The sequence below is a fragment of the Aquincola tertiaricarbonis genome (assembly GCF_000969605.1).
Classification (GTDB): Bacteria; Pseudomonadota; Gammaproteobacteria; order Burkholderiales; family Burkholderiaceae_C; genus Aquincola; species Aquincola tertiaricarbonis.
The window spans coordinates 15,971-36,913 of the sequence record NZ_JZUE01000008.1 but is presented as its reverse complement, the minus strand read 5'-3'; the positions used below and the strand labels follow the sequence as shown (position 1 = coordinate 36,913).

General features: G+C 69.2%; 16 protein-coding genes. 13 read left to right on the top strand and 3 right to left on the bottom strand.

What is annotated here, in order from left to right; all coding sequences use genetic code 11:
- The first annotated feature begins 23 nt into the window (after positions 1-23).
- The 8 genes from mnmG (at position 24) to VO99_RS11215 (ending at position 10,306) form a co-directional block, all read left to right on the top strand.
- Complete coding sequence (mnmG, locus tag VO99_RS11250) at positions 24-2,018, top strand: tRNA uridine-5-carboxymethylaminomethyl(34) synthesis enzyme MnmG (RefSeq protein WP_046113150.1); 1,995 nt, start codon at positions 24-26, stop codon at positions 2,016-2,018.
- Complete coding sequence (gene rsmG / locus VO99_RS11245) at positions 2,018-2,710, top strand: 16S rRNA (guanine(527)-N(7))-methyltransferase RsmG (protein ID WP_046112965.1); 693 nt, start codon at positions 2,018-2,020, stop codon at positions 2,708-2,710. The genes mnmG and rsmG overlap by 1 nt, the downstream gene beginning before the upstream one ends.
- Entirely contained in the window at positions 2,707-3,039 is a 333-nt protein-coding gene (locus tag VO99_RS11240; protein ID WP_046112964.1) for an SMR family transporter, read from the top strand. The genes rsmG and VO99_RS11240 overlap by 4 nt, the downstream gene beginning before the upstream one ends.
- Positions 3,040-3,110: 71 nt before the next feature.
- Positions 3,111-3,842 carry a translesion DNA synthesis-associated protein ImuA gene (imuA, locus tag VO99_RS11235; protein ID WP_052736266.1) on the top strand — a complete coding sequence of 244 codons (732 nt, stop codon included), beginning with the start codon at positions 3,111-3,113 and terminating at the stop codon, positions 3,840-3,842.
- On the top strand, positions 3,802-5,355 hold the full coding sequence (locus tag VO99_RS11230; protein ID WP_046112963.1) for a Y-family DNA polymerase: 1,554 nt from the start codon (positions 3,802-3,804) through the stop codon (positions 5,353-5,355). The genes imuA and VO99_RS11230 overlap by 41 nt, the downstream gene beginning before the upstream one ends.
- Positions 5,356-5,439: 84 nt before the next feature.
- Entirely contained in the window at positions 5,440-8,679 is a 3,240-nt protein-coding gene (locus VO99_RS11225) for an error-prone DNA polymerase (RefSeq protein WP_046112962.1), read from the top strand.
- Between the two features lie 86 nt (positions 8,680-8,765).
- Positions 8,766-9,542 carry a ParA family protein gene (locus VO99_RS11220; protein ID WP_046112961.1) on the top strand — a complete coding sequence of 259 codons (777 nt, stop codon included), beginning with the start codon at positions 8,766-8,768 and terminating at the stop codon, positions 9,540-9,542.
- The gene (locus VO99_RS11215; RefSeq protein ID WP_046112960.1) at positions 9,539-10,306 is read left to right on the top strand and encodes a GNAT family N-acetyltransferase; all 768 of its coding nucleotides are present in this window, start codon (positions 9,539-9,541) and stop codon (positions 10,304-10,306) included. Before VO99_RS11220 ends, VO99_RS11215 begins: the two co-directional genes overlap by 4 nt.
- Positions 10,307-10,443: 137 nt before the next feature.
- Here the strand turns inward: VO99_RS11215 and argC are convergent, their stop codons facing one another.
- Positions 10,444-11,385 carry an N-acetyl-gamma-glutamyl-phosphate reductase gene (argC, locus tag VO99_RS11210; RefSeq protein WP_046112959.1) on the bottom strand — a complete coding sequence of 314 codons (942 nt, stop codon included), beginning with the start codon at positions 11,383-11,385 and terminating at the stop codon, positions 10,444-10,446.
- Between the two features lie 48 nt (positions 11,386-11,433).
- Between argC and VO99_RS11205 the strand changes: the two genes are divergently transcribed.
- From VO99_RS11205 to VO99_RS11185, 5 genes are all read left to right on the top strand, one after another.
- Positions 11,434-12,015 carry an RBBP9/YdeN family alpha/beta hydrolase gene (locus tag VO99_RS11205; protein ID WP_046113148.1) on the top strand — a complete coding sequence of 194 codons (582 nt, stop codon included), beginning with the start codon at positions 11,434-11,436 and terminating at the stop codon, positions 12,013-12,015.
- 14 nt (positions 12,016-12,029) lie between these two features.
- Entirely contained in the window at positions 12,030-12,956 is a 927-nt protein-coding gene (locus VO99_RS11200) for a ParB/RepB/Spo0J family partition protein (RefSeq protein WP_046112958.1), read from the top strand.
- Positions 12,957-13,369: 413 nt separating this feature from the next.
- The gene (locus tag VO99_RS11195) at positions 13,370-15,292 is read left to right on the top strand and encodes a PrkA family serine protein kinase (RefSeq protein ID WP_046113147.1); all 1,923 of its coding nucleotides are present in this window, start codon (positions 13,370-13,372) and stop codon (positions 15,290-15,292) included.
- Between the two features lie 30 nt (positions 15,293-15,322).
- Positions 15,323-16,615, top strand: a complete 1,293-nt coding sequence (locus VO99_RS11190; RefSeq protein WP_046112957.1) for a YeaH/YhbH family protein — start codon at positions 15,323-15,325, stop codon at positions 16,613-16,615.
- 49 nt (positions 16,616-16,664) lie between these two features.
- Positions 16,665-18,224 (top strand): SpoVR family protein, encoded by a 1,560-nt coding sequence (locus tag VO99_RS11185; RefSeq protein WP_046112956.1) that lies wholly within the window; start codon positions 16,665-16,667, stop codon positions 18,222-18,224.
- A gap of 15 nt (positions 18,225-18,239) precedes the next feature.
- Here VO99_RS11185 and VO99_RS31835 read toward each other — a convergent pair whose 3' ends face one another.
- On the bottom strand, positions 18,240-19,451 hold the full coding sequence (locus VO99_RS31835; RefSeq protein WP_046112955.1) for a glycosyltransferase: 1,212 nt from the start codon (positions 19,449-19,451) through the stop codon (positions 18,240-18,242).
- 17 nt (positions 19,452-19,468) lie between these two features.
- Positions 19,469-20,890, bottom strand: coding sequence for an FAD-binding oxidoreductase (locus VO99_RS11175; RefSeq protein WP_046112954.1), 1,422 nt, complete (start codon positions 20,888-20,890; stop codon positions 19,469-19,471).
- Between the last annotated feature and the right edge of the window lie 53 nt (positions 20,891-20,943).

Here is a 20,943-nt window from a genome sequence, read left to right as displayed (position 1 = left end):
CCGTACCCACCGGCCTGATGCCCGTGCTCCATCCTCAAGAGTTTGACGTCATCGTCGTCGGCGGCGGCCACGCCGGCACCGAGGCCGCCCTGGCCGCGGCCCGCATGGGCTGCACCACCCTGCTGCTGACCCACAACATCGAGACGCTGGGTCAGATGAGCTGCAACCCGTCCATCGGCGGCATTGGCAAGGGGCACCTGGTCAAAGAGGTGGATGCGCTTGGCGGCGCGATGGCGCTGGCCACGGACGAGTCGGGCATCCAGTTCCGCATCCTCAATTCCAGCAAAGGGCCTGCGGTGCGCGCCACGCGGGCGCAGGCCGATCGGGTTTTGTACAAGGCGGCCATCCGCCACCGCCTGGAAAACCAGCCGAACCTGTGGCTCTTCCAGCAGGCTGTGGACGACCTGATGGTGGAGGGTGAGCGGGTGGTGGGCGCCGTGACGCAAATCGGATTGCGGTTCCGTGCGCGCACGGTCGTGCTGACGGCGGGCACCTTCCTCGACGGCAAGATCCACGTGGGGCTGCAGAACTACAGCGCTGGCCGGGCCGGGGATCCGCCCGCGGTGAGCCTGTCCGCCCGATTGAAGGAACTGAAGCTGCCGCAAGGCCGCCTGAAGACGGGCACGCCGCCGCGCATCGATGGCCGCTCCATCGACTTCAGCCGCCTGACGGAGCAACCCGGTGACCTCGACCCGGTGCCGGTGTTCAGCTTTATGGGCGACCGGGCGATGCACCCGCGTCAGGTGCCTTGCTGGATCACGCACACCCAGGCCCGCACGCACGAGATCATCCGCTCCGGCTTCGACCGTTCCCCGATGTTCACCGGTGTGATCGAGGGCGTCGGCCCACGCTACTGCCCCAGCATCGAAGACAAGATCAACCGGTTTGCCGACAAGGACTCGCACCAGATCTTCCTGGAGCCGGAGGGCCTGACCACGCATGAGTTCTACCCGAACGGCATCTCGACCTCGCTACCGTTCGACATCCAGCTGGCGGCGGTGCGGTCCATGCCGGGGCTGGAAAATGCCCACATCCTCCGGCCCGGCTATGCCATTGAATATGACTACTTCGACCCCCGCGAGTTGAGCGCGTCCTTTGAAACGCGCGCCATCAAAGGCTTGTTCTTCGCCGGCCAGATCAATGGCACCACGGGCTACGAGGAGGCGGCGGCGCAGGGGTTGTTTGCCGGCATCAATGCCGCGCTGCAGGTGAAAGGCGAGGCGCCTTGGCTGCCGCGGCGCGATCAGGCCTACCTCGGCGTGCTGGTCGACGACCTGATCACCAAGGGTGTGACCGAGCCGTACCGCATGTTTACCAGTCGTGCGGAGTTCCGGCTCCAGCTTCGGGAGGACAACGCCGACGCCCGTCTTACGGAAGCCGGCCGGGCGCTTGGACTGGTAGACGATGCGCGGTGGGCCGCATTCAACCGCAAGCGTGACGCTGTTTCACGTGAAACCGAAAAGCTAAGGTCGACCTGGGTGCATCCGGCCATCTTGCCTGCGGAGCAAGCGGAACGGCTAGTCGGCAAGGCGCTGGAACGGGAGTACAGCCTGGCCGACCTGCTTCGGCGCCCCGGCGTCAGCTTCGATGCGGTGGCCGAAATTGCACGGCTTGCGAAGCCGGAATCCGGTGTTTCACGTGAAACGCTCGTCGCAAATCTCGGGAGCGACCTTGCTGACGCTGTCGTCGAACAGATTGAAGTCGTCATCAAGTACGCCGGCTACATCGACAAGCAGGTGGGCGAAGTGGAACGCGGCGCCCATTTCGAGAACCTCCGGCTTCCCGAGGAGCTGGACTACGCACAGGTATCCGCCCTCAGCTTCGAGGTGCGCCAGAAGTTGAGCAAGCATCGGCCGGAAACGCTGGGCCAGGCTTCCCGCATCTCCGGCGTGACGCCGGCGGCCATCTCCCTGCTGCTGGTGCACCTGAAGAAGGGGCGTTTCAAGGGCTTCGTGGACACGCGCAGATCCGACACCTCAGCCGCCACTCCGGCTGCTGCCGAAGGCGCTGACGCTTGATGGCCGGCAATTTGAACATCGCGCCTCTGCGCGAACCTCTGCAGCAGGGGCTGCGAGCGCTCGGTTGTCATCCGGGCAGCGAGGCCGAAGCCGAAGCCGTGACCGAGCGGTTGCTCGCCTACCTCGATCTGATTTCCCGCTGGAACCGCGTCTACAACCTGACGGCGGTGCGTGACCCGCAGGACATGCTCACGCAGCACCTGCTCGACAGCCTGTCGGTTGTGCAGCCGCTGGCCGAGGCGCTGGCCGGCCAGACCGGCGAGGCCGCGAACCGCGTGCTGGACGTGGGCAGTGGCGCCGGGCTGCCGGGCGTCGTGATCAGCATCCTGCGCCCGGAGCTCACCGTGGTGTGCGTAGATGCCGTGGCCAAGAAGGCGCGCTTCATCCAGCAGGTGGCCACGGAGCTAGGGCTGCGGCGGCTGCACGCCCAGCACACCCGCATCGAAGACCTGGACACGCCGCCGTTCGGCGTCGTCACCTCGCGCGCGTTTGCGTCGCTGGTGGATTTCGTCATGCTCACCCGCCGGCAACTGGCACCCCGCGGCCTGTGGATGGCCATGAAGGGCAGGGCGCCGGATGAGGAGCTGGCGGCACTGCCACCCGACGTCATCGTCACCGGGGTGCAGCCGCTGCAGGTGCCGGGGCTGGACGCCCAGCGCTGCCTGGTGTGGATGCGACTTGCCGCGGCATGAACGGCTACCTGGCGCTGGGGCTGGCCATCGTGGCGGAGGTCATCGCCACCTCCGCACTCAAGGCGTCGGAAAGCTTCACGCGGTGGCTACCTAGCATCGTCACGGTGGTTGGCTACATCACGTCGTTCTGGTTCCTGTCCATCACGCTGCGCACGGTGCCGGTGGGTGCGGCTTATGCGATCTGGTCGGGCCTCGGCATCGTGCTCATCACCACGGTGGCCTGGCTGCTGTTCGGCCAGCGCGTCGACCTGCCGGGAGCCATCGGCATGGGCCTGATCATCGCGGGCGTCGTGGTGCTGAACGTGTTCTCGAAAGCCGCCGCCCACTGAAGACAGGCCCCGGAATGGGGGTATGGAATGCTGTATAAACGTACAGTTGTTCCTTGCCTTCGTCTGCCGCCATGTCCTCGCCCTCCACCTCCTTGCAGCCCGCCGGCCGCCGCGGCCTGCCGGCGCTCGATCCCGCGTTGCTGTGGCGTGGGGACGCCATGGCGCAGGCCGGCGGCCACACCGTGCCCAGTGGTTATCCCGCGCTGGATGCGGAGCTGCCCGGTGGCGGCTGGCCGGCGCAGGGCTTGACTGAGCTGCTGCTGGCCCACCCCGGCATTGGTGAACTGCGCCTGCTGGCACCGGTGCTGCGCAGCTTTGGCAACCGGCCGGTGCTGTGGATTGCGCCGCCGGCCACGCCTTACCTGCCCGCCCTGCAGCAGCTGGGCCTGTCGCTGGACGGCCTGGTGTGGCTCACGCCGGCCAGCCTGATCGACGCCGCCTGGGCGGCTGAGCAGGCGCTGCGCTCGCGTGCCTGCGCAGCTGTGCTGTGGTGGTCCGACGCGCCGGCCGGCGTGTGGCGGCGTCTGCACCTGGCCGCACAGGACAGCGGCTGCCCCTTGTGGGCGATGCGGCCGCTGGCCGCGCGTGGCCAGGCATCGGCCGCGCCGCTGCGCCTGGCGGCTGAGGCGGCGGCCGGCGGGCAGCTGGCCGTGCAGGTGTTCAAGCGACGCGGCCCGGCGATGGCGGCGCCTGTGCTGCTCACCTTGCCGTTGGCCGCACCGCTGCTGCGGCGCTCGGTGATGCCTGCTCCGGAGGTGGCCCATGCTGTGGCTGGCGCTGCACCTGCCCTGGTTGCCGCTTGAGGCGCTGGGGCCTGCACCGCGGCCCGCCGATGGCACGCCGCCCCCGCCGCGCGCGGTGATCGAGCAGCACCGACTGCGCGTGGTCAATGCCAGCGCGCGGGCGCTCGGGCTGGAGGAGGGCATGAGCACCGCCACCGCGCTGTCCTTGTGCCCCGCGTTGCACGGCCTGCCGCGCCAACCGGCGGCCGAGGCCGCCTTCGTCCGGCTGCTGGCCATGGCGCTGTCCTGCTACACGCCGCAGGTGGTGCTGCAACCGGATGCGGTGCTGCTGGAGGTGAGCGGCTCCCTTCGCCTGTTCGGTGGCCTGGCAGGGCTGGGTGGCCGGCTGCGGCGCACGCTGCAGCAGGTGGGGGCGCATGTGCGCATCGGCATGGCGCCCACGGCGGCTGCGGCGGCCTTGCTGGCGCGGGTGCCTGGCGCTGGCGGCCGGCCGGGCCGAGCGCGCACGCTGGACGCGGCGGCGGCGCTGCTGGACGCGCTGCCACTGCCGCCGGTGCTGCAGGCGCTGGAGCTGCCGCCCCGGCTGGGCGAACTGCTGCAAGGCATCGGCTGCCAGCGCCTGGGGCAGGTGCGGGCGCTGCCGCGCACCGGACTGCAGCGCCGCGGCGGTGGGCTGCTGCTGCTGGCGCTGGACCGCGCCTACGGCCACGCGCCCGACCCCCAGGCCTGGTACGAGCCGCCGCAGCAGTTCGAGCTGGGCTGCGAACTGATGCACCGTGCGGACGACGCTGCCATGCTGGTGTTCGCGGCGCAGCGCCTGGTGCAGCCGCTGGCCGGGTGGCTGCAGCGCCAATGGCTGGCGGCTGCACGGTGCACGCTCTGGCTGCTGCATGAAGGCGCCGGTCGTCAGGCCCGCCCGCCCACGCCGGTGCGGCTGGCGGTAGGCGATCCCACGCGTGATGCCGCCCAGCTGCTGCTGCTGCTGCGGGAGCGGCTGCAGCGCACTGAGCTGCCGGCCCCGGTCTATGGCCTGCGGCTGCAGCTTGACGAAGCGGTGGCGTTGGCCGGGCACGAGGGCCGGCTGGCGCTGGTTTCCGGCGCCGGCCCCGGCACTGAGGAGGCCGACCCGCAGGCCTTCCGCGCGCTGGTGGACCGGTTGACCGCCCGCCTGGGTGCCGAGCAGGTGCGCAAGCTGGCACCGTGCGACGACCACCGGCCGGAGCGTGCCTTCCAGCCCGTGCCGGCTCAGGCAACGGCCACCGTTGCCGCCGTGCCGTCTGGCAGTCCGGCGCCGGCTGCCCTGTGCACCCGTCCGGCCTGGCTGCTGCCGCAGCCGCTGCCCCTGGCCGAACATGCCGGCCGGCCGGTGCATGGCGGGCCGCTGCTGCTGCGCACCCGGGCCGAGCGCATCGAAAGCGGCTGGTTCGACGATGAACTGGTCTGTCGCGACTACCACGTGGCCGAGGGCAGCGACCACCGGCTGCGCTGGGTGTTCCGGCAGCGCCGCATGGGTGACGCCGACACGGCCGGCGAGCCGGCCGCGCACTGGTTCCTGCACGGACTGTTCGGCTGAGCCGCCCATGCATGCCACCCACCAGGCCGCCCGCACGGGCCCGGCAGGCCCCGCCCACCCCGCGCCCGGCGCGGGGCGACGGCCATGACCGCGTCGGTCCTGCCCTGGAGCGGCGGTGCCGTTCCGGGCTATGCCGAGCTGCACTGCCGTTCGAACTTCAGCTTCCTCACCGGGGCGTCGCAACCCGGTGAACTGGTGGCCCGTGCCGCGCAACTGGGTTATGCGGCGCTGGCCCTCACCGACGAATGCTCGGTGGCCGGCGTGGTGCGCGCGCACGAGGAACTGCGCCGGCAACACACCGAAGGCGGCAGCGCGCTCAAGCTCATCATCGGCAGCCAGTTCCAGCTGGCAGGCGAGGGCGACACACCCGGCTGCCGCCTGGTGCTGCTGGCGCACGACCGCGAAGGGTATGGCGATCTGTGCGAGCTGATCACGCTGGGCCGGCTGCGCACCACCAAGGGCAGCTACCACCTCAGCGTGCGCGACCTGCAGCCGCCCGCGCCGGGCGGCACGACCGTGACCAACGACCATCCACCACGCTTCCTGCGCGGCCTGCAGCGCCTGCCCGACTGCACCGCGCTGCTGCTGCCCGACCGCGCCGACCCGCCCGAGCGCCTGCTGGCCCAGGCGCACTGGTTGCGCCGGAACTTCCAGCATGCGGCCATCGCGGTGGAGCTGCTGATGCATGCCGACGACGGCGTGCTGGCCGAGCGGCTGCAGGCGGTGGCTGCCGCCACCGGCCTGCCTCTGGCCGCCGCGGGCGATGTGCTGATGCATGTGCGCTCGCGCAAGCCCTTGCAGGACACGCTCACCGCCATCCGCCTGAAGAAGCCGGTGGCCGACTGCGGCTTCGCGCTGGCGCGCAATGCCGAGCAGCACCTGCGCTCCCGCCTGCGGCTGGCGCAGCTCTATCGGCCCGAATGGCTGGCCACCACGCTGGAAATCGCCGCACGCTGCACCTTCCGGCTCGATTCGCTGCGCTACGAATACCCGGCCGAGATCGTGCCGCGGGGCATGACGCCCATCGACCACCTGCGTGCACTGACGCTGCAGGGCCTGGCCGACCGTTACGGCCGCGACTCCCCGCCCGGCGTGGGCGAGCAGGTGGAGCGCGAGCTGCTGCTGGTGGAGGAGCTGCGCTACGAGGCCTTCTTCCTCACCGTGCACGACGTGGTGCGCTTCGCCCGCAGCCGGGGCATCCTGTGCCAGGGCCGGGGATCAGCGGCCAACTCGGCCGTCTGTTATGCACTCGGCATCACCGAGGTCGATCCCACCAAGACCACGCTGCTGTTCGAGCGCTTCATCTCGCGCGAGCGCAATGAGCCGCCGGACATCGACGTCGACTTCGAGCATGAGCGGCGCGAGGAGGTCATCCAGTACATCTACAACAAGTACGGCACCGAGCGCACCGCGCTGGCCGCGGCGTTGTCCACCTACCGCACCCGCGGCTCGGTGCGCGACGTGGGCAAGGCACTGGGCATCGATGCGGCGCAGGTGGATGCGCTGGCGCGCTCCTTCCAGTGGTTCGACGACAGGAGCCGCATGGCCGCCTCGGTGGCCGAGGCCGGGCTGCAAATGGACTCGCCGGTCACCCGCCGCTGGATCGAGCTGGTGGACACGCTGCGCGGCTTTCCGCGCCACCTGTCGCAGCACACCGGCGGCTTCGTCATCGCGCGCGACAAGCTCTCGCGGCTGGTGCCCATCGAGAACGCGGCAATGGCCGACCGCCGCGTCATCCAGTGGGACAAGGACGACCTCGAATCGCTGGGCCTGCTGAAGGTAGACGTGCTGGCGCTGGGCATGCTCACCGCGCTGCGGCGCTCGCTCGACCTGCTGGGTGCCTGGCAGGGCCGGCGCTGGCGGCTGCAGGACATCCCCCAGGACTGCACCACCACCTACGACATGATCTGCCGCGCCGACACCGTGGGCGTGTTCCAGATCGAAAGCCGCGCCCAGCAGAGCATGCTGCCGCGGCTGAAACCGCAGTGCCTGTACGACCTGGTGATCGAGGTGGCCATCGTGCGCCCCGGGCCCATCCAGGGCGGCATGGTGCACCCCTACCTGCAGCGGCGCGAGGAACGGGCCGCCGGCCGGCTGTCGCCGTCGAAGTACCCGGCACTCGACGAAGCCCTGGGCCGCACCCTGGGCGTGCCCATCTTCCAGGAGCAGGTGATGCAGATCTGCATGATCGCCGCCGGCTTCACGCCCGGCGAGGCCGACCAGCTGCGCCGCGCGATGGCCGCCTGGCGGCGCGATGGCCATGTCGACCAGTTCCAGCAGCGCATCGTCGAAGGCATGACCCAGCGCGGCTACGACGCCGAGTTCGCCGAGGCCATCTTCAAGCAGATCTGCGGCTTCGGCGAATACGGCTTCCCGGAGAGCCACGCCTTCAGCTTCGCCATCCTGGCGTACTTCAGCTGCTGGCTGAAGTGCCATCACCCGGCCATCTTCCTGGCGGCGATGCTGAACTCGCAGCCGATGGGCTTCTATCCGCCCTCGCAGCTGGTGCAGGACGCGCGCCGGCACGACGTGGAAGTGCGCCCTGTGGACGTGCAGCACAGCGGCTGGGACGCCTCGCTGGAAGCACGCAGCGACGGCGGCCCGGCCCCCGCCGTGCGGCTGGGCCTGCGGTTGGTGGCATCGCTGCCCGAGGCCGCAGCCGCGCGCATCGCGCAGGCCCGCGCGCAGCAGCCCTTCGCCGACGTCGACGACCTGGCGCGCCGCGCCGGCCTCGATGCACGGGTGCTGCAGGCCCTGGCCCGGGCCGACGCATTGCGCGGGCTGGCCGGCCACCGCCGCCAGCAGCTGTGGACCGCCGCCGCGCTGGAGCCCGCGCGGGCGCTGCTGGCCGAAGCCCCGGTGCGCGAGGCCGCGCACGAGCAGCCGCAACTGCCGCTGGCGCCCGAAGGCGAGGACATCCTGCTCGACTATGCGGCCACCGGCCTCACGCTGCGTCGGCATCCGGTGGCGCTGCTGCGCGGCCGCCTGCAGGGCCGTGGATGGCTCAGCGCCGAGGAGCTGGGCCGGCTGCGTGGCGGCGCGCGCACCTGGGCCTGCGGCATCGTCACCATGCGGCAGCAGCCGGACACCGCCAACGGCACCGTCTTCGTCACGCTGGAGGACGAGACCGGCACGGTCAACGTCATCGTGTGGAAGCGCCTGCGCGAGCAGCAGCGCAATGCATTGCTGCGCTCCCGGCTGCTGGCGGTGGCGGGGCAATGGCAGGTGTCGGAGGAGGGCGTGCGCCATCTGGTGGCGCGCCGGCTGCTGGATGTGTCGCCCTGGCTGGGCGCGCTCAGCACCTCCTCGCGCGACTTCCATTGAAGCCGGCGGCGGGCCCGCCGCAGTTACCATCGCCCGTCGCATCCGCGACCCATTCCCTTGCCGTCACATTCACGCCACGCCGCCCGATGACCTGCCGCATCTTCTGCATCGCCAACCAGAAGGGCGGCGTCGGCAAGACCACCACCACCGTGAACCTGGCGGCCGGCCTGGCGCTGGTGGGCCAGCGTGTGCTGGTGGTGGACCTGGATCCGCAGGGCAACGCGACGATGGGCTCGGGCATCGACAAGCGGGCGCTGCCCGCGAGCGTGTACGACGTGCTGCTGGAAAGCAGCACCGTGGCCGAAGCCCGGCAGCGCAGCGAAAATGGCGGCTATGACGTGCTGGCCGCCAACCGCGAGCTGGCCGGCGCCGAGGTGGAGCTGGTGGCGCTGGAGCAGCGCAACCTGCGGCTGCGCCAGGCGCTCAAGCCGGTGCAGGCCGACTACGACTTCGTGCTGATCGACTGCCCGCCATCGCTCAGCTTGCTCACGCTGAACGGCCTGTGCAGCGCCCACGGCGTGCTGGTGCCGATGCAGTGCGAGTACTTCGCGCTGGAAGGCCTGAGCGACCTGGTCAACACCATCAAGCAGGTGCATGCCAACCTCAACCGCGAGCTGCAGGTCATCGGCCTGCTGCGCGTGATGTTCGACCCGCGCATCACGCTGCAGCAGCAGGTGAGCGACCAGCTCAAGGCGCATTTTGGCGACAAGGTGTTCGACACCGTCATCCCGCGCAACGTGCGGCTGGCCGAGGCGCCCAGCTACGGCCAGGCGGGCGTGGTGTTCGATCCGCAGTCCAAGGGTGCGCAGGCTTATGTGGCGTTTGCGCGTGAGCTCGTAGAACGGGTGGCCAAGCTCAAGTGAGCCAGACGACGCTGCTCTCGCGCATCGAGGACGCCGGGCTCAATGCCAGCGCGCCGCCGCAGCAGCGCTGGATGGACGGCTGGCTGGTGCGCTATTCGCCAGGCAAGGCCAAGCGGGCGCGCTGCATCAACGCCGTGGCCGAAGGCAGGCTGCCGCTGGCCGACAAGCTGCGGCTGGCGCAGGCGCTGTTCGACGAAGCCGGCCTGCCGATGGTGATCCGCATCACGCCCTTCACGCAGCCGGCCACGCTGGATGCCGAACTGCAGGCCATGGGCCTGGCCAGCCTGGATGACACCCGCGTGATGGCCTGCCCCGAGCTCACCGCGCTGCGGCCGTTGCCGCTGCCGGCCGGCACCCGCTGGCAACCGATGGACGCCCATGCCTTCGCCGAAGCCGTGGGCGGCCTGCGCGGCTCGCCGCCGCTACAACGCCATGCGCATGCCGAGCGGCTGCGCCTGTCGCCGGTGCCGTTCCAGGCTTTCGGCATCGTGCGCGAGGACGACGATGCCTTGCTGGCCTGCGGCCAGTTCGCTCGCGAGGCCGATCTGGTCGGCCTGTACGACGTGTTCACCGCGCCCGAGCACCGCGGCCGCGGCCTGGCCGCCTGCCTGTGTTCATACCTGCTGGTGCAGGCCCGGGCCGAAGGCGCCCGCACGGGCTACCTGCAGGTGGAAGGCGACAACACCGCCGCCCGCCGCGTGTACCACCGGCTGGGCTTCAGCGACGGCTACAGCTACCACTACCGCGTTACCGCGCAAGGCTGACGCGAACCGCGCGGCGGGTGGTGCCGTGTACTCACGGCACCGGGTGCTCCATTCCCGGCCGCCGCCGGGCCGCCCCAAGGCGGCCGGGCAACCCGCCCGGCGGGTGGTGCCGTGTACTCACGGCACCGGGTGCCCCATCAAAGTCCCAGGCCTTCGTCCAGGCCCAGGTGCACGTTCATGCACTGCACCGCCGCGCCGCTGGCGCCCTTGCCCAGGTTGTCCAGCCGGGCGATCAGCACCGCCTGCGTGTCGTGCGCGAACACGAACAGCTCGACGTTGTTGGTGTCGTTGGTGGCCTGCACGTCGAAGAAGCCGGCTTCCAGCGTGGCCGCATCGCGCAGCGGCATCACCTTCACGAAGCGTTCGCCTTCGTAGTGCGCCTCCAGCGCCGCCTGCAGCCGGGCCGCGTCGGTGCCGGGCGCCAGCTGCTCGAAGTGCAGCGGCAGGCTGACCGCCAGGCCCTTGTAGAAGTTGCCGACGATGGGCAGGAACACCGGCTTCGCGGTCAGCCCCGTGTGGGTCATCATCTCTGGGATGTGCTTGTGCGCCAGCGTCAGGCCATAAGGCCGCGGCGACAGCAGCTTGTCGTCGCCGCCGGCCTGGTACTGCTCGATCATCTTCTTGCCGCCACCGGAGTAACCGGTGATGGAGGTGGCCGACAGCGGCAGCCCGGCCGGCACGAGGCCCGCATCCACCAGCGGGCGCACCAGCAGGATGAAGGCGCTGGCGTGGCAGCCCGGGTTGGCGATGCGCTTGCTTTGGCGCAGTTTGTCGCGCTGCCCGCGCGACAGCTCCGGCAGGCCGAAGGCCCAGCTGGGGTCGATGCGGTGCGCGGTGCTGGCATCGATCAGGCAGGTGTTGGGGTTGGTCACCATCGCCGCCGCTTCGCGCGCCGCCGCATCGGGCAGGCACAGGAAGGCCACGTCGGCCGCATTCAGCAGGCGCGCGCGCTCGGCCGGGTCCTTGCGCTTGTCGGGGTCGATGCGCAGCAGCTCCACGTCGCTGCGCTGCGCGAGGTACTCATGGATGCGCAGGCCGGTGGTGCCCTCCTGCCCATCTACATAAACCTGATATGCCATCGCCTGACCCTCACGCACAATCGAAAACGACAAGGATAAGGCATGGACATGACGCAGGATTTTCGTGTACTGCTGCTTCCCGGATGGGAGAACTCAGGCCCCGACCACTGGCAGAGCCGCTGGGAAACACGGCATGGCTTCCAGCGGGTGGAGCAGGACGACTGGCTGTGGCCCAAGCGCGGCGACTGGATGGCCCGGCTGGAGGAGGTGCTGCTGCAGTCGGACCAGCCCGCGGTGCTGGTGGCGCACAGCCTGGGTTGCCAGCTGGTGGCCGCCTGGGCCGCCCACAGCCGCCACACCCAGCGGGTGGCCGGCGCGCTGCTGGTGGCGCCACCCGACGTGGAGCGCGACGACATGCCGCCCAACCTCTATTCCTGGCGGCCCATCGTGCGCCAGCCGCTGCCGTTCCCGGCGCTGGTGGTGTACAGCGAGGACGACCCCTTCTGCCAGCTGCGGGCGGTGCGCACCATGGTGAACGACTGGGATGCACAGTCCATCTCGGTGGGCGAGGCGGGGCACATCAATGGTGCGTCGGGGCTGGGTGAATGGCCGGACGGCATGTCGCTGCTGCGCGGGCTGATGGCCACGGCACGGCCGGCCGGCGCCGACCCGGCCCGCGCCAGCGCGTAGCCGACAATCCCCGCATGGTCACGAAAAAGCAAAAGGGGCTCGGCCTCGGGTTGGAGGCCTTGCTCGGCCCGCGGGTGAGCGACGCACCGGCTGCGGCCGATGGCGGCCCGCGCACGCTCAAGCTCACGCAGCTGCGCCCCGGCAAGTACCAGCCGCGCACGCGGATGGACGAGGGCTCGCTGTACGAGCTGGCCGAGAGCATCAAGTCGCAGGGCGTGATGCAGCCCATCCTCGTGCGCCCGCTGGCCGCGGAGGACGGCGGCGAGGGCGGGGCGCTGCCGCAGTACGAGATCATCGCCGGCGAACGCCGCTCGCGCGCCGCGCGGCTGGCCGGGCTGGACGACGTGCCGGTGCTGGTCAAGGAGGTGCCGGACGAGGCCGCCGCCGTGATGGCGCTGATCGAGAACATTCAGCGCGAAGACCTCAACCCGCTGGAAGAAGCGCAAGGCCTGAAGCGGCTGGTGGACGAGTTCGGGCTCACTCATGAAGGTGCGGCGCAGGCCGTGGGCCGCTCGCGCAGCGCGGCCAGCAACCTGCTGCGGCTGCTGAACCTGGCGCCCCCGGTGCAGCAGATGCTGATGGCCGGCGACCTGGACATGGGCCATGCCCGTGCGCTGCTGCCGCTGGACGCGGCGCAGCAGATCCTCAATGCCAACGAGGTGGTGGCGCGCAAGCTCTCGGTGCGCGAAGCCGAAAAGCTGGTGGCCCGCGTGGCCGGCCAGACCAATGGCCGCCAGAGCCCGCTGCTTCGCGTGAAGAAGGACAAGGCCCGCGACATCGTGCGGCTGGAAGAAGCCCTCGCCGACAAGCTGACCGCAGCGGTCGAGATCCGCGTGCAGCGCACCACCTCGCGCGGCCAGCAGGGGGAGATCGCCATCTCGTTCGGCTCGCTGGAAGAGCTCAACGGCCTGCTCGACAAGCTGGGCGTCAGCGATCGCTGAAGGCGGCTGCCAGCCGCCGGTGCATCCACTTTGACCCGCGAAGCCCGACCGCTCTGCATGGGCTGCGGTGCAACCCGCATGCGGCGCCGCGCATTTGGGCGCACAGTGGGCTGCACACGTCAGCCGAAGTGCAGGCCCGCACGTTGTAGGGAACGAAGCACTTTGGTAGGGTGTCTCAGCGGGGCAGGGCACAGAGTTTGCTCAACCCGTGTGGAGTTGACGGGCTTCCGGCCCGCTTCTCTTGGCTTCATGTCTGTCCGGCATAGAGGAAGCTGAACACCAGCGATGCACGTACGCCAGTGACCGGAAAGCTCTGATGGCGCCTGGGCCTGTCCAGCCGGGACTCCATCAGAACTTCCCAGACGACGGTGGGGTTGCGACCCGCCGACGCCTTCCCCACCAAGGAGGTCCGCATGGACGTGATCAGCAGCTTCGCCGCACGATACGAACGCACCCGAGAAGAAGAAATCTCGCTGGAGGACTACCTGGCGGAGTGCAAGCGCAATCCGCTGGCCTACGCCACCGCCGCCGAGCGCATGCTCAAGGCCATCGGTGAGCCGCAAACCGTCGACACGCGCAACGACCCGCGCCTGTCCCGCCTGTTCGCCAACAAGGTGATCAAGGTCTATCCCGCCTTTGCCGAGTTTTACGGCATGGAAGACGCCATCGAGCAGGTGGTGTCGTACTTCCGGCATGCCGCGCAGGGCCTGGAAGAGAAGAAGCAGATCCTTTACCTGCTGGGCCCGGTGGGCGGCGGCAAGAGCTCCATCGCCGAGCGGCTGAAGCAGCTGATGCAGGAAGTGCCCTTCTATGCCATCAAGGGTTCGCCGGTGAACGAGTCGCCGCTGGGCCTGTTCGACGCGACGGAGGACGGCCCGATCCTGGAGAAGGAATACGGCATTCCCAAGCGCTACCTGAACCGCATCCTGTCGCCGTGGGCCGTCAAGCGGCTCGAGGAGTTCGGCGGCGACATCCGCAAGTTCAAGGTGGTCAAGCGGCATCCGTCCATCCTCAAGCAGATCGGCGTGGCCAAGACCGAGCCGGGCGACGAGAACAACCAGGACATCTCCAGCCTGGTGGGCAAGGTCGACATCCGCAAGCTCGAGACCTATGCGCAGGACGACCCCGACGCCTACAGCTACAGCGGCGGCCTGTGCCTGGCCAACCAGGGCCTGCTGGAGTTCGTGGAAATGTTCAAGGCGCCGATCAAGGTGCTGCACCCGCTGCTGACGGCCACCCAGGAAGGCAACTTCAAGGGCACCGAGGGCTTCGGCGCGATTCCATTCGACGGCATCGTGCTGGCGCACAGCAACGAGAGCGAGTGGAAGACCTTCCGCAACAACAAGAACAACGAGGCCTTCCTCGACCGCATCTACATCGTCAAGGTGCCGTACTGCCTGCGCGTGAGCGAAGAGGTCAAGATCTACGAGAAGCTGATCCGCAGCTCCTCGCTGGCCGAGGCCAAGTGCGCCCCCGGCACGTTGAAGATGATGAGCCAGTTCGCGGTGCTCACGCGGCTGAAGGAGCCGGAGAACTCGTCGCTGTTCAGCAAGATGCAGATCTACGACGGCGAGAACCTGAAGGACACCGACCCGCGCGCCAAGAGTTACGCCGAGTACCGCGACTATGCGGGCGTGGACGAAGGCATGAGCGGCATCTCCACCCGCTTCGCGTACAAGATCCTGTCGAAGGTCTTCAACTTCGACAGCACGGAAGTGGCGGCCAACCCGGTGCACCTGATGTACGTGCTGGAGCAGCAGATCGAGCGCGAGCAGTTCCCGGCCGAGATCGAGCAGAAGTACACCGCCTTCATCAAGGAGCACCTGGCCGCGCGCTATGCCGAGTTCATCGGCAAGGAAATCCAGACGGCCTACCTGGAGAGCTACTCCGAGTACGGCCAGAACATCTTCGACCGCTACGTGACCTATGCCGACTACTGGATCCAGGACCACGAGTACCGCGACACCGACACCGGCGAGGTGTTCGACCGCAGTGCGCTGAACGCGGAGCTGGAGAAGATCGAGAAGCCGGCCGGCATCGCCAATCCGAAGGACTTCCGCAACGAGATCGTCAACTTCGTGCTGCGGGCGCGGGCCAACAACCAGGGCAAGAACCCGGTGTGGACCAGCTACGAGAAGCTGCGCACGGTGATCGAGAAGAAGATGTTCTCCAACACCGAGGAGCTGCTGCCGGTCATCAGCTTCAACGCCAAGGCCAGTGCCGACGAAGCCAAGAAGCACGAGGACTTCGTGACGCGCATGGTCGACAAGGGCTACACGCCCAAGCAGGTGCGCCTGCTGTGCGAGTGGTACCTGCGCGTGCGCAAGAGCAGCTGATCCCTCGTCGTCACCCAGGAGTCCTGCCAAATGCTTCAGCAGATCATCGATCGCCGGTTGTCGGGCAAGAACAAGTCGATCGGCAACCGCGAGCGTTTCCTGCGCCGCTACAAGACGCAGATACGCGACGCGGTGCGCCGCGCGGTCGACCAGCGGGGCATCCGCGACATCGAGCGCAGCGAGGACATCGTCATCCCGAAGAAGGACATCAGCGAACCCGTCTTCGGCCACGGCCAGGGCGGCAAGCGCGAGATGGTGCACCCGGGCAACCAGGACTACCTGCGCGGCGACCGCATCGAGCGGCCCAAGGGCGGTGGCGGTGGCGGCTCGGGCAGTGGCCAGGCCAGCGACCAGGGCGAAGGCACCGACGACTTCGTGTTCACGCTGAGCAAGGAAGAGTTCATGCAGGTCTTCTTCGAAGACCTGGCCTTGCCGCACCTGGTGCGCACGCAGCTGGCCGAAACGCCGGAGTGGAAGAGTCACCGCGCCGGCTTCACCAGCGACGGCACGCCCAACAACCTGCATGTGGTGCGCTCGATGCGCGGCGCCATCGGCCGGCGCATCGCCATCGGCAGTGAATCGCGGCGCGAGCTGCGCGAGCTGGAAGAGCAGCTGCTGCAAATGAAGCTCGATGCCACGCCTGGCGACGCGGTGGCTGCGGCCGCCATCGCCGACGTGGAAGCGCAGATCCTGGAGCTGCGCACGCGGCTGGGCCGCATCCCGTACCTCGATCCGATCGACCTGCGCTTCCGCAACCGGGTGCGCACGCCGGTGCCCAGCAGCAAGGCGGTGATGTTCTGCCTGATGGACGTCTCGGGCTCGATGGACGAATCGCGCAAGGACCTCGCCAAGCGCTTCTTCATCCTGCTGTACCTGTTTCTCACGAAGCACTACGAGAAGATCGACCTCGTGTTCATCCGCCACCACACGCAGGCGCAGGAGGTGGACGAGCACAACTTCTTCCACGCCACCGAGACCGGCGGCACGGTGGTGAGCAGTGCGCTGGTGCTGATGGAAGAGATCATCCGCGCGCGCTACAACCCGACCGAATGGAACATCTACGGCGCGCAGGCCAGCGACGGCGACAACTGGCACCACGACAGCGGCCGCTGCCGCGAGCTGCTGAGCGAGAAGCTGTTGCCCCTGGTGCGCTACTTCGCCTACGTGCAGGTGGCCGAGGAAGAGCAGAACCTGTGGGAGGAATACACGCAGCTGGCGCAGAGCCAGCGGCGCTTCGCGATGCGCAAGGCCACCGACGCCTCGCAGATCTATCCCGTGTTCCGAGACCTGTTCAAGAAGGAAGGCGTGCAGGAAGCGGCCTGATGCCGCGCCTGCCGCAACCTTGCCACCACCGAACGCTGAAGGCATCGACATGAACGCCGTGCTTGCCCCCCGTGCCCCGCTGCGCCAGATGATGCCGCTGGCACAGCGCCCCGCCGAACCGCTGCCCGCGCCCAGCGACTGGTCGTTCGAGCTGATCGACCAGTACCACGACGTGATCCGCCGCACCGCGGAGCGCTACGGGCTGGACACCTACCCGAACCAGCTGGAGATCATCACCGCCGAGCAGATGATGGACGCGTATGCGTCCGTCGGCATGCCGGTGAACTACCGCCACTGGAGCTACGGCAAGGAGTTCATCTCCACCGAGAAGAACTACAAGCGCGGCCACATGGGCCTGGCCTACGAGATCGTCATCAACAGCAATCCCTGCATCAGCTACCTGATGGAGGAGAACACGATGGCGATGCAGGCGCTGGTGATCGCGCATGCGGCCTATGGCCACAACAGCTTCTTCAAGGGCAACTACCTGTTCCGCATGTGGACCGATGCGTCGTCGATCATCGACTACCTGGTCTATGCCAAGAACTACGTGGCCGAGTGCGAGGAGCGCCACGGGCTGGAGAAGGTGGAGGAATTCATCGACTCGTGCCATGCGCTGGCCAACCATGGCGTCGACCGCTACCGCCGCCCCAGCCGCAAGAGCCTGGCCGAGGAACTGCGCGCCCGCAAGGACCGCGAGGCCTATGCGCAGCAGCAGGTCAACGACCTGTGGCGCACGCTGCCCAAGCGCATCGACAAGCCCGAGGAAGCGGCCGAGCTGCGCCGCTTTCCCGACGAGCCGCAGGAGAACCTGCTGTACTTCATCGAGAAGAACGCGCCGCTGCTGGAGCCCTGGCAGCGCGAGATCGTGCGCATCGTGCGCAAGGTGGCGCAGTACTTCTATCCGCAGCGGCAGACGCAGGTGATGAACGAGGGCTGGGCCACCTTCTGGCACCACAAGCTGCTCAACACCATGTACGACGACGGCTACCTGACCGACGGCGTGATGATCGAGTGGCTGAAGTCGCACACCAACGTGATCTACCAGCCGCCGGTGGGGCACCGGGCCTACAGCGGCATCAACCCCTATGCGCTGGGCTTTGCGATGTACACCGACCTCAAGCGCGTGTGCGAGAAGCCGACGGACGAAGACCGCGAGTGGTTCCCCGAGATCGCCGGCAGCGACTGGCTGCCGACGCTGGACCATGCGATGCGCAACTTCAAGGACGAGAGCTTCATCGGCCAGTACCTGAGCCCGAAACTGATGCGCGAGCTGCGGCTGTTCGCCATCGTCGACGACGAGAAGGACAGCGAACTGGAGGTCTCGGCCATCCATGACGACAACGGCTACAAGCGCGTGCGCGAAGCCCTGTCGCACCAGTACGACCTGGGCTCGCGCGAGCCCAACATCCAGGTGTGGAACGTGAACCTGCGCGGAGACCGCTCGCTCACGCTGCGCCACACCCAGCACAACGACCGGCCGCTGCACGACGGCGCGCAGGAAGTGCTGCGCCACGTGGCCCGGCTGTGGGGCTTCGGCGTGCACCTGGAAAGCACCAACGCCAAGGGCGACGTCACCAAGCGCTGGACGGTGCCGGCGCCGACCTGAAGCGCCGGCCGGCGCTCAGCCGGTGGCCAGCTGGATGCAGCGCTGCGCGACCTGCAGCGCCACCTGGCTGGCCGAAGCGCCATGGCGTTGTGCGAAGCCTTGCGCGGCCTGGCGCATCGGGCCCTGGCGCAGGGCCTGGTCGAGCCGGTCGGCCAGCTGGCCGGCCACCTCGCCCTCCAGCAGCAGGCTGCCGGCGCCGGCCGCCTGCACCCGGCGCGCGAACAGCAGCTGCTCGGCATGCATCGGCAACATCACCACCGGCTGGCCCGCCTGCAGCGCGGCGGTGACGGTGCCGCTGCCGGCATGGCACAGCACCGCATCGGCCGTGCAGCCCACCTGCGCCATCGACACCGGCCGGTCGGAAAACACCAGGTGGGGCGAGGCATGCCGCTGCTTCAGCGAGGCGGCCAGGCCGGGCACATACGCCACCGTGGACCAGGGGCCCGCCTGCAGGCAGGCGAGCGCGGCTTCGGTGGCTGCATGTTCCGGCTTCAGGTAGGCCAGCACGCGGCCGAAGTCACCGGCCGGCCAGGGCACGGTATCGCCCTCCGTGGCGCCGGGCAGCGCGCCCCAGTAGCGGGTGCCGGGCTCCTCGCTGCGCGCCGGAAAGTGGTCCAGCTCGGGCCAGGTGAGCAGGAAGCGTTCGTCGGCCGCCAGCAGCTCGTGCAGCGCCGCCATGGGCGCCTGGCCCAGCGGCGCCAGCACCTGGTTGCAGGTGGCCAGCGCCCGCTCTTCCGAGGTGTGCACGCGGCGTGGCGCCATCGGCTCCCAGTCGCGGAAGGCCAGCATCGGCTGGCGCCGCAGCGGCATGAAGAAGCCGGTGCCGCACAGCGCCCGGCGCATCGGCAGCCCTCGTGCGGCCAGCAGCGCGGTGGGCGCATGGTCGGCCAGCAGCAGCTGCGGCTGCAGCGACGACAGCAAGCCTCGCCAGGCCAGCACCAGGCCCTGCAGGCGCTGCGCATCCAGGTAGCCGGCGCGGAACAGCAGCTCGGCATAGGTGGCCGGCGGCGGCAGGCCGTTCAGCGTGGGTTGCCACACCGGCGCCTGCCACACCGTCAGCCGCGGATGCGTGGCCAGCGGGCCGAACACCGGCAGCAGGATGGAGAGGTCGCGCAGCGCGCAGTGCACCTCATGCCCGGCGGCCAGCAGCGGCGCCGCGATCTGCGCCAGCGGCGTGGCGTGGCCCAGGCCGCCGCCCAGTTCCCAGGCCAGGAGGAAGCGCGCCATGGCCCGCCGCGGCGCAGCTACAGCGTGAAGATCTTGCCCGGGTTCATGATGTTGCGCGGATCGAGCGCCCGCTTGAGGGTGCGCATCATCTCCACCGCGCCGTCCCCGGCCTCGGTCACCAGGAAGCCCATCTTGTGCAGGCCCACGCCGTGTTCTCCGCTGCAGGTGCCTTCCAGGCGCAGCGCACGTTCCACCATCTGCAGGTTCAGCCGCTCGGCGGTCTCGCGTTCCTCGGGCAGGTTGGGGTCGATCAGGTAGGCCAGGTGGAAGTTGCCGTCGCCCACATGGCCGACGATGAAGTAGGGCAGGCCGGCGCCTTCGGCTTCCTTCACCGATTCGTTGATGCTCTCGGCCAGGCGGGAGATGGGCACGCAGGTGTCCGACGTCACCGCCCGGCAGCCCGGGCGCATCTGCAGCGCGGCCAGGTAGGCATGGTGGCGGGCCGTCCACAGGCGGGTGCGTTCCTCCGGCGTGCGGGCCCACTCGAAGTCCTCGCCGCCGTACTCGCGCGCGATGTCCTGCACCGTGGCAGCCTGCTCGGCCACGCCCGCTTCGCTGCCGTGGAATTCCATCAGCAGCATCGGCGCCTCGCGCAGCGTGAGCTTGTCGTGGCGGTTCACCGCGCGCACCGCGTTCGGGTCCAGCAGCTCGCAGCGGGCGATGGGCACGCCCATCTGGATGATGCTGATGGTGGTCTGCACCGCCGCGTCGATGGTCGGGAAGAAGCAGATGGCCGCGCTCACCGCCTCGGGCAGCGGGTACAGCCGCAGCGTCACCTCGGTCATCACGCCCAGCGTGCCTTCGCTGCCGACGAACAGGCGGGTCAGGTCGTAGCCGGCGCTGCTCTTGCGCGCGCGGGTGCCGGTGCGGATGACCTCGCCGCTGGCGGTGACCACCGTCAGGCCGAGCACGTTCTCGCGCATGGTGCCGTAGCGCACTGCATTCGTGCCGCTGGCGCGGGTGGCGCACATGCCGCCGATGGTGGCGTCGGCGCCCGGGTCGATCGGGAAGAACAGGCCCGTGTCCTTGATCTCGCGGTTGAGCTGCATGCGGGTGACGCCCGCCTGCACCGTGACGGTCAGGTCCTCGGCATTCACGCGCAGCAGCTGGTTCATGCGCGAGAGGTCGATGCTCACGCCGCCCTGCACGGCCAGCAGGTGGCCCTCCAGCGAGGAGCCCACGCCGTACGGAATCACCGGCACCGCATGCTCATGCGCCAGCTGCACCACGGCGGCCACTTCCTCGGTGCTTTCGCAATACACCACCACCTCGGGCGGCGGCACGTCGATGGGCGACTCGTCGCGGCCGTGCTGCTCGCACACCGCGCGGGCGGTGGAACAGCGCTCGCCGAAGCGGGCCTTCAACGCCGCCACCATGGCCGGCGGAACGGGGCGACGTGCATCCACGTCGAAGAGGATGGGGGACAGCGGGGCGTTCATGGGCCCAGCATAGTGCAGCGCCCCGCCGTGCCGCCAGCGAGGTTTCAGCGGGG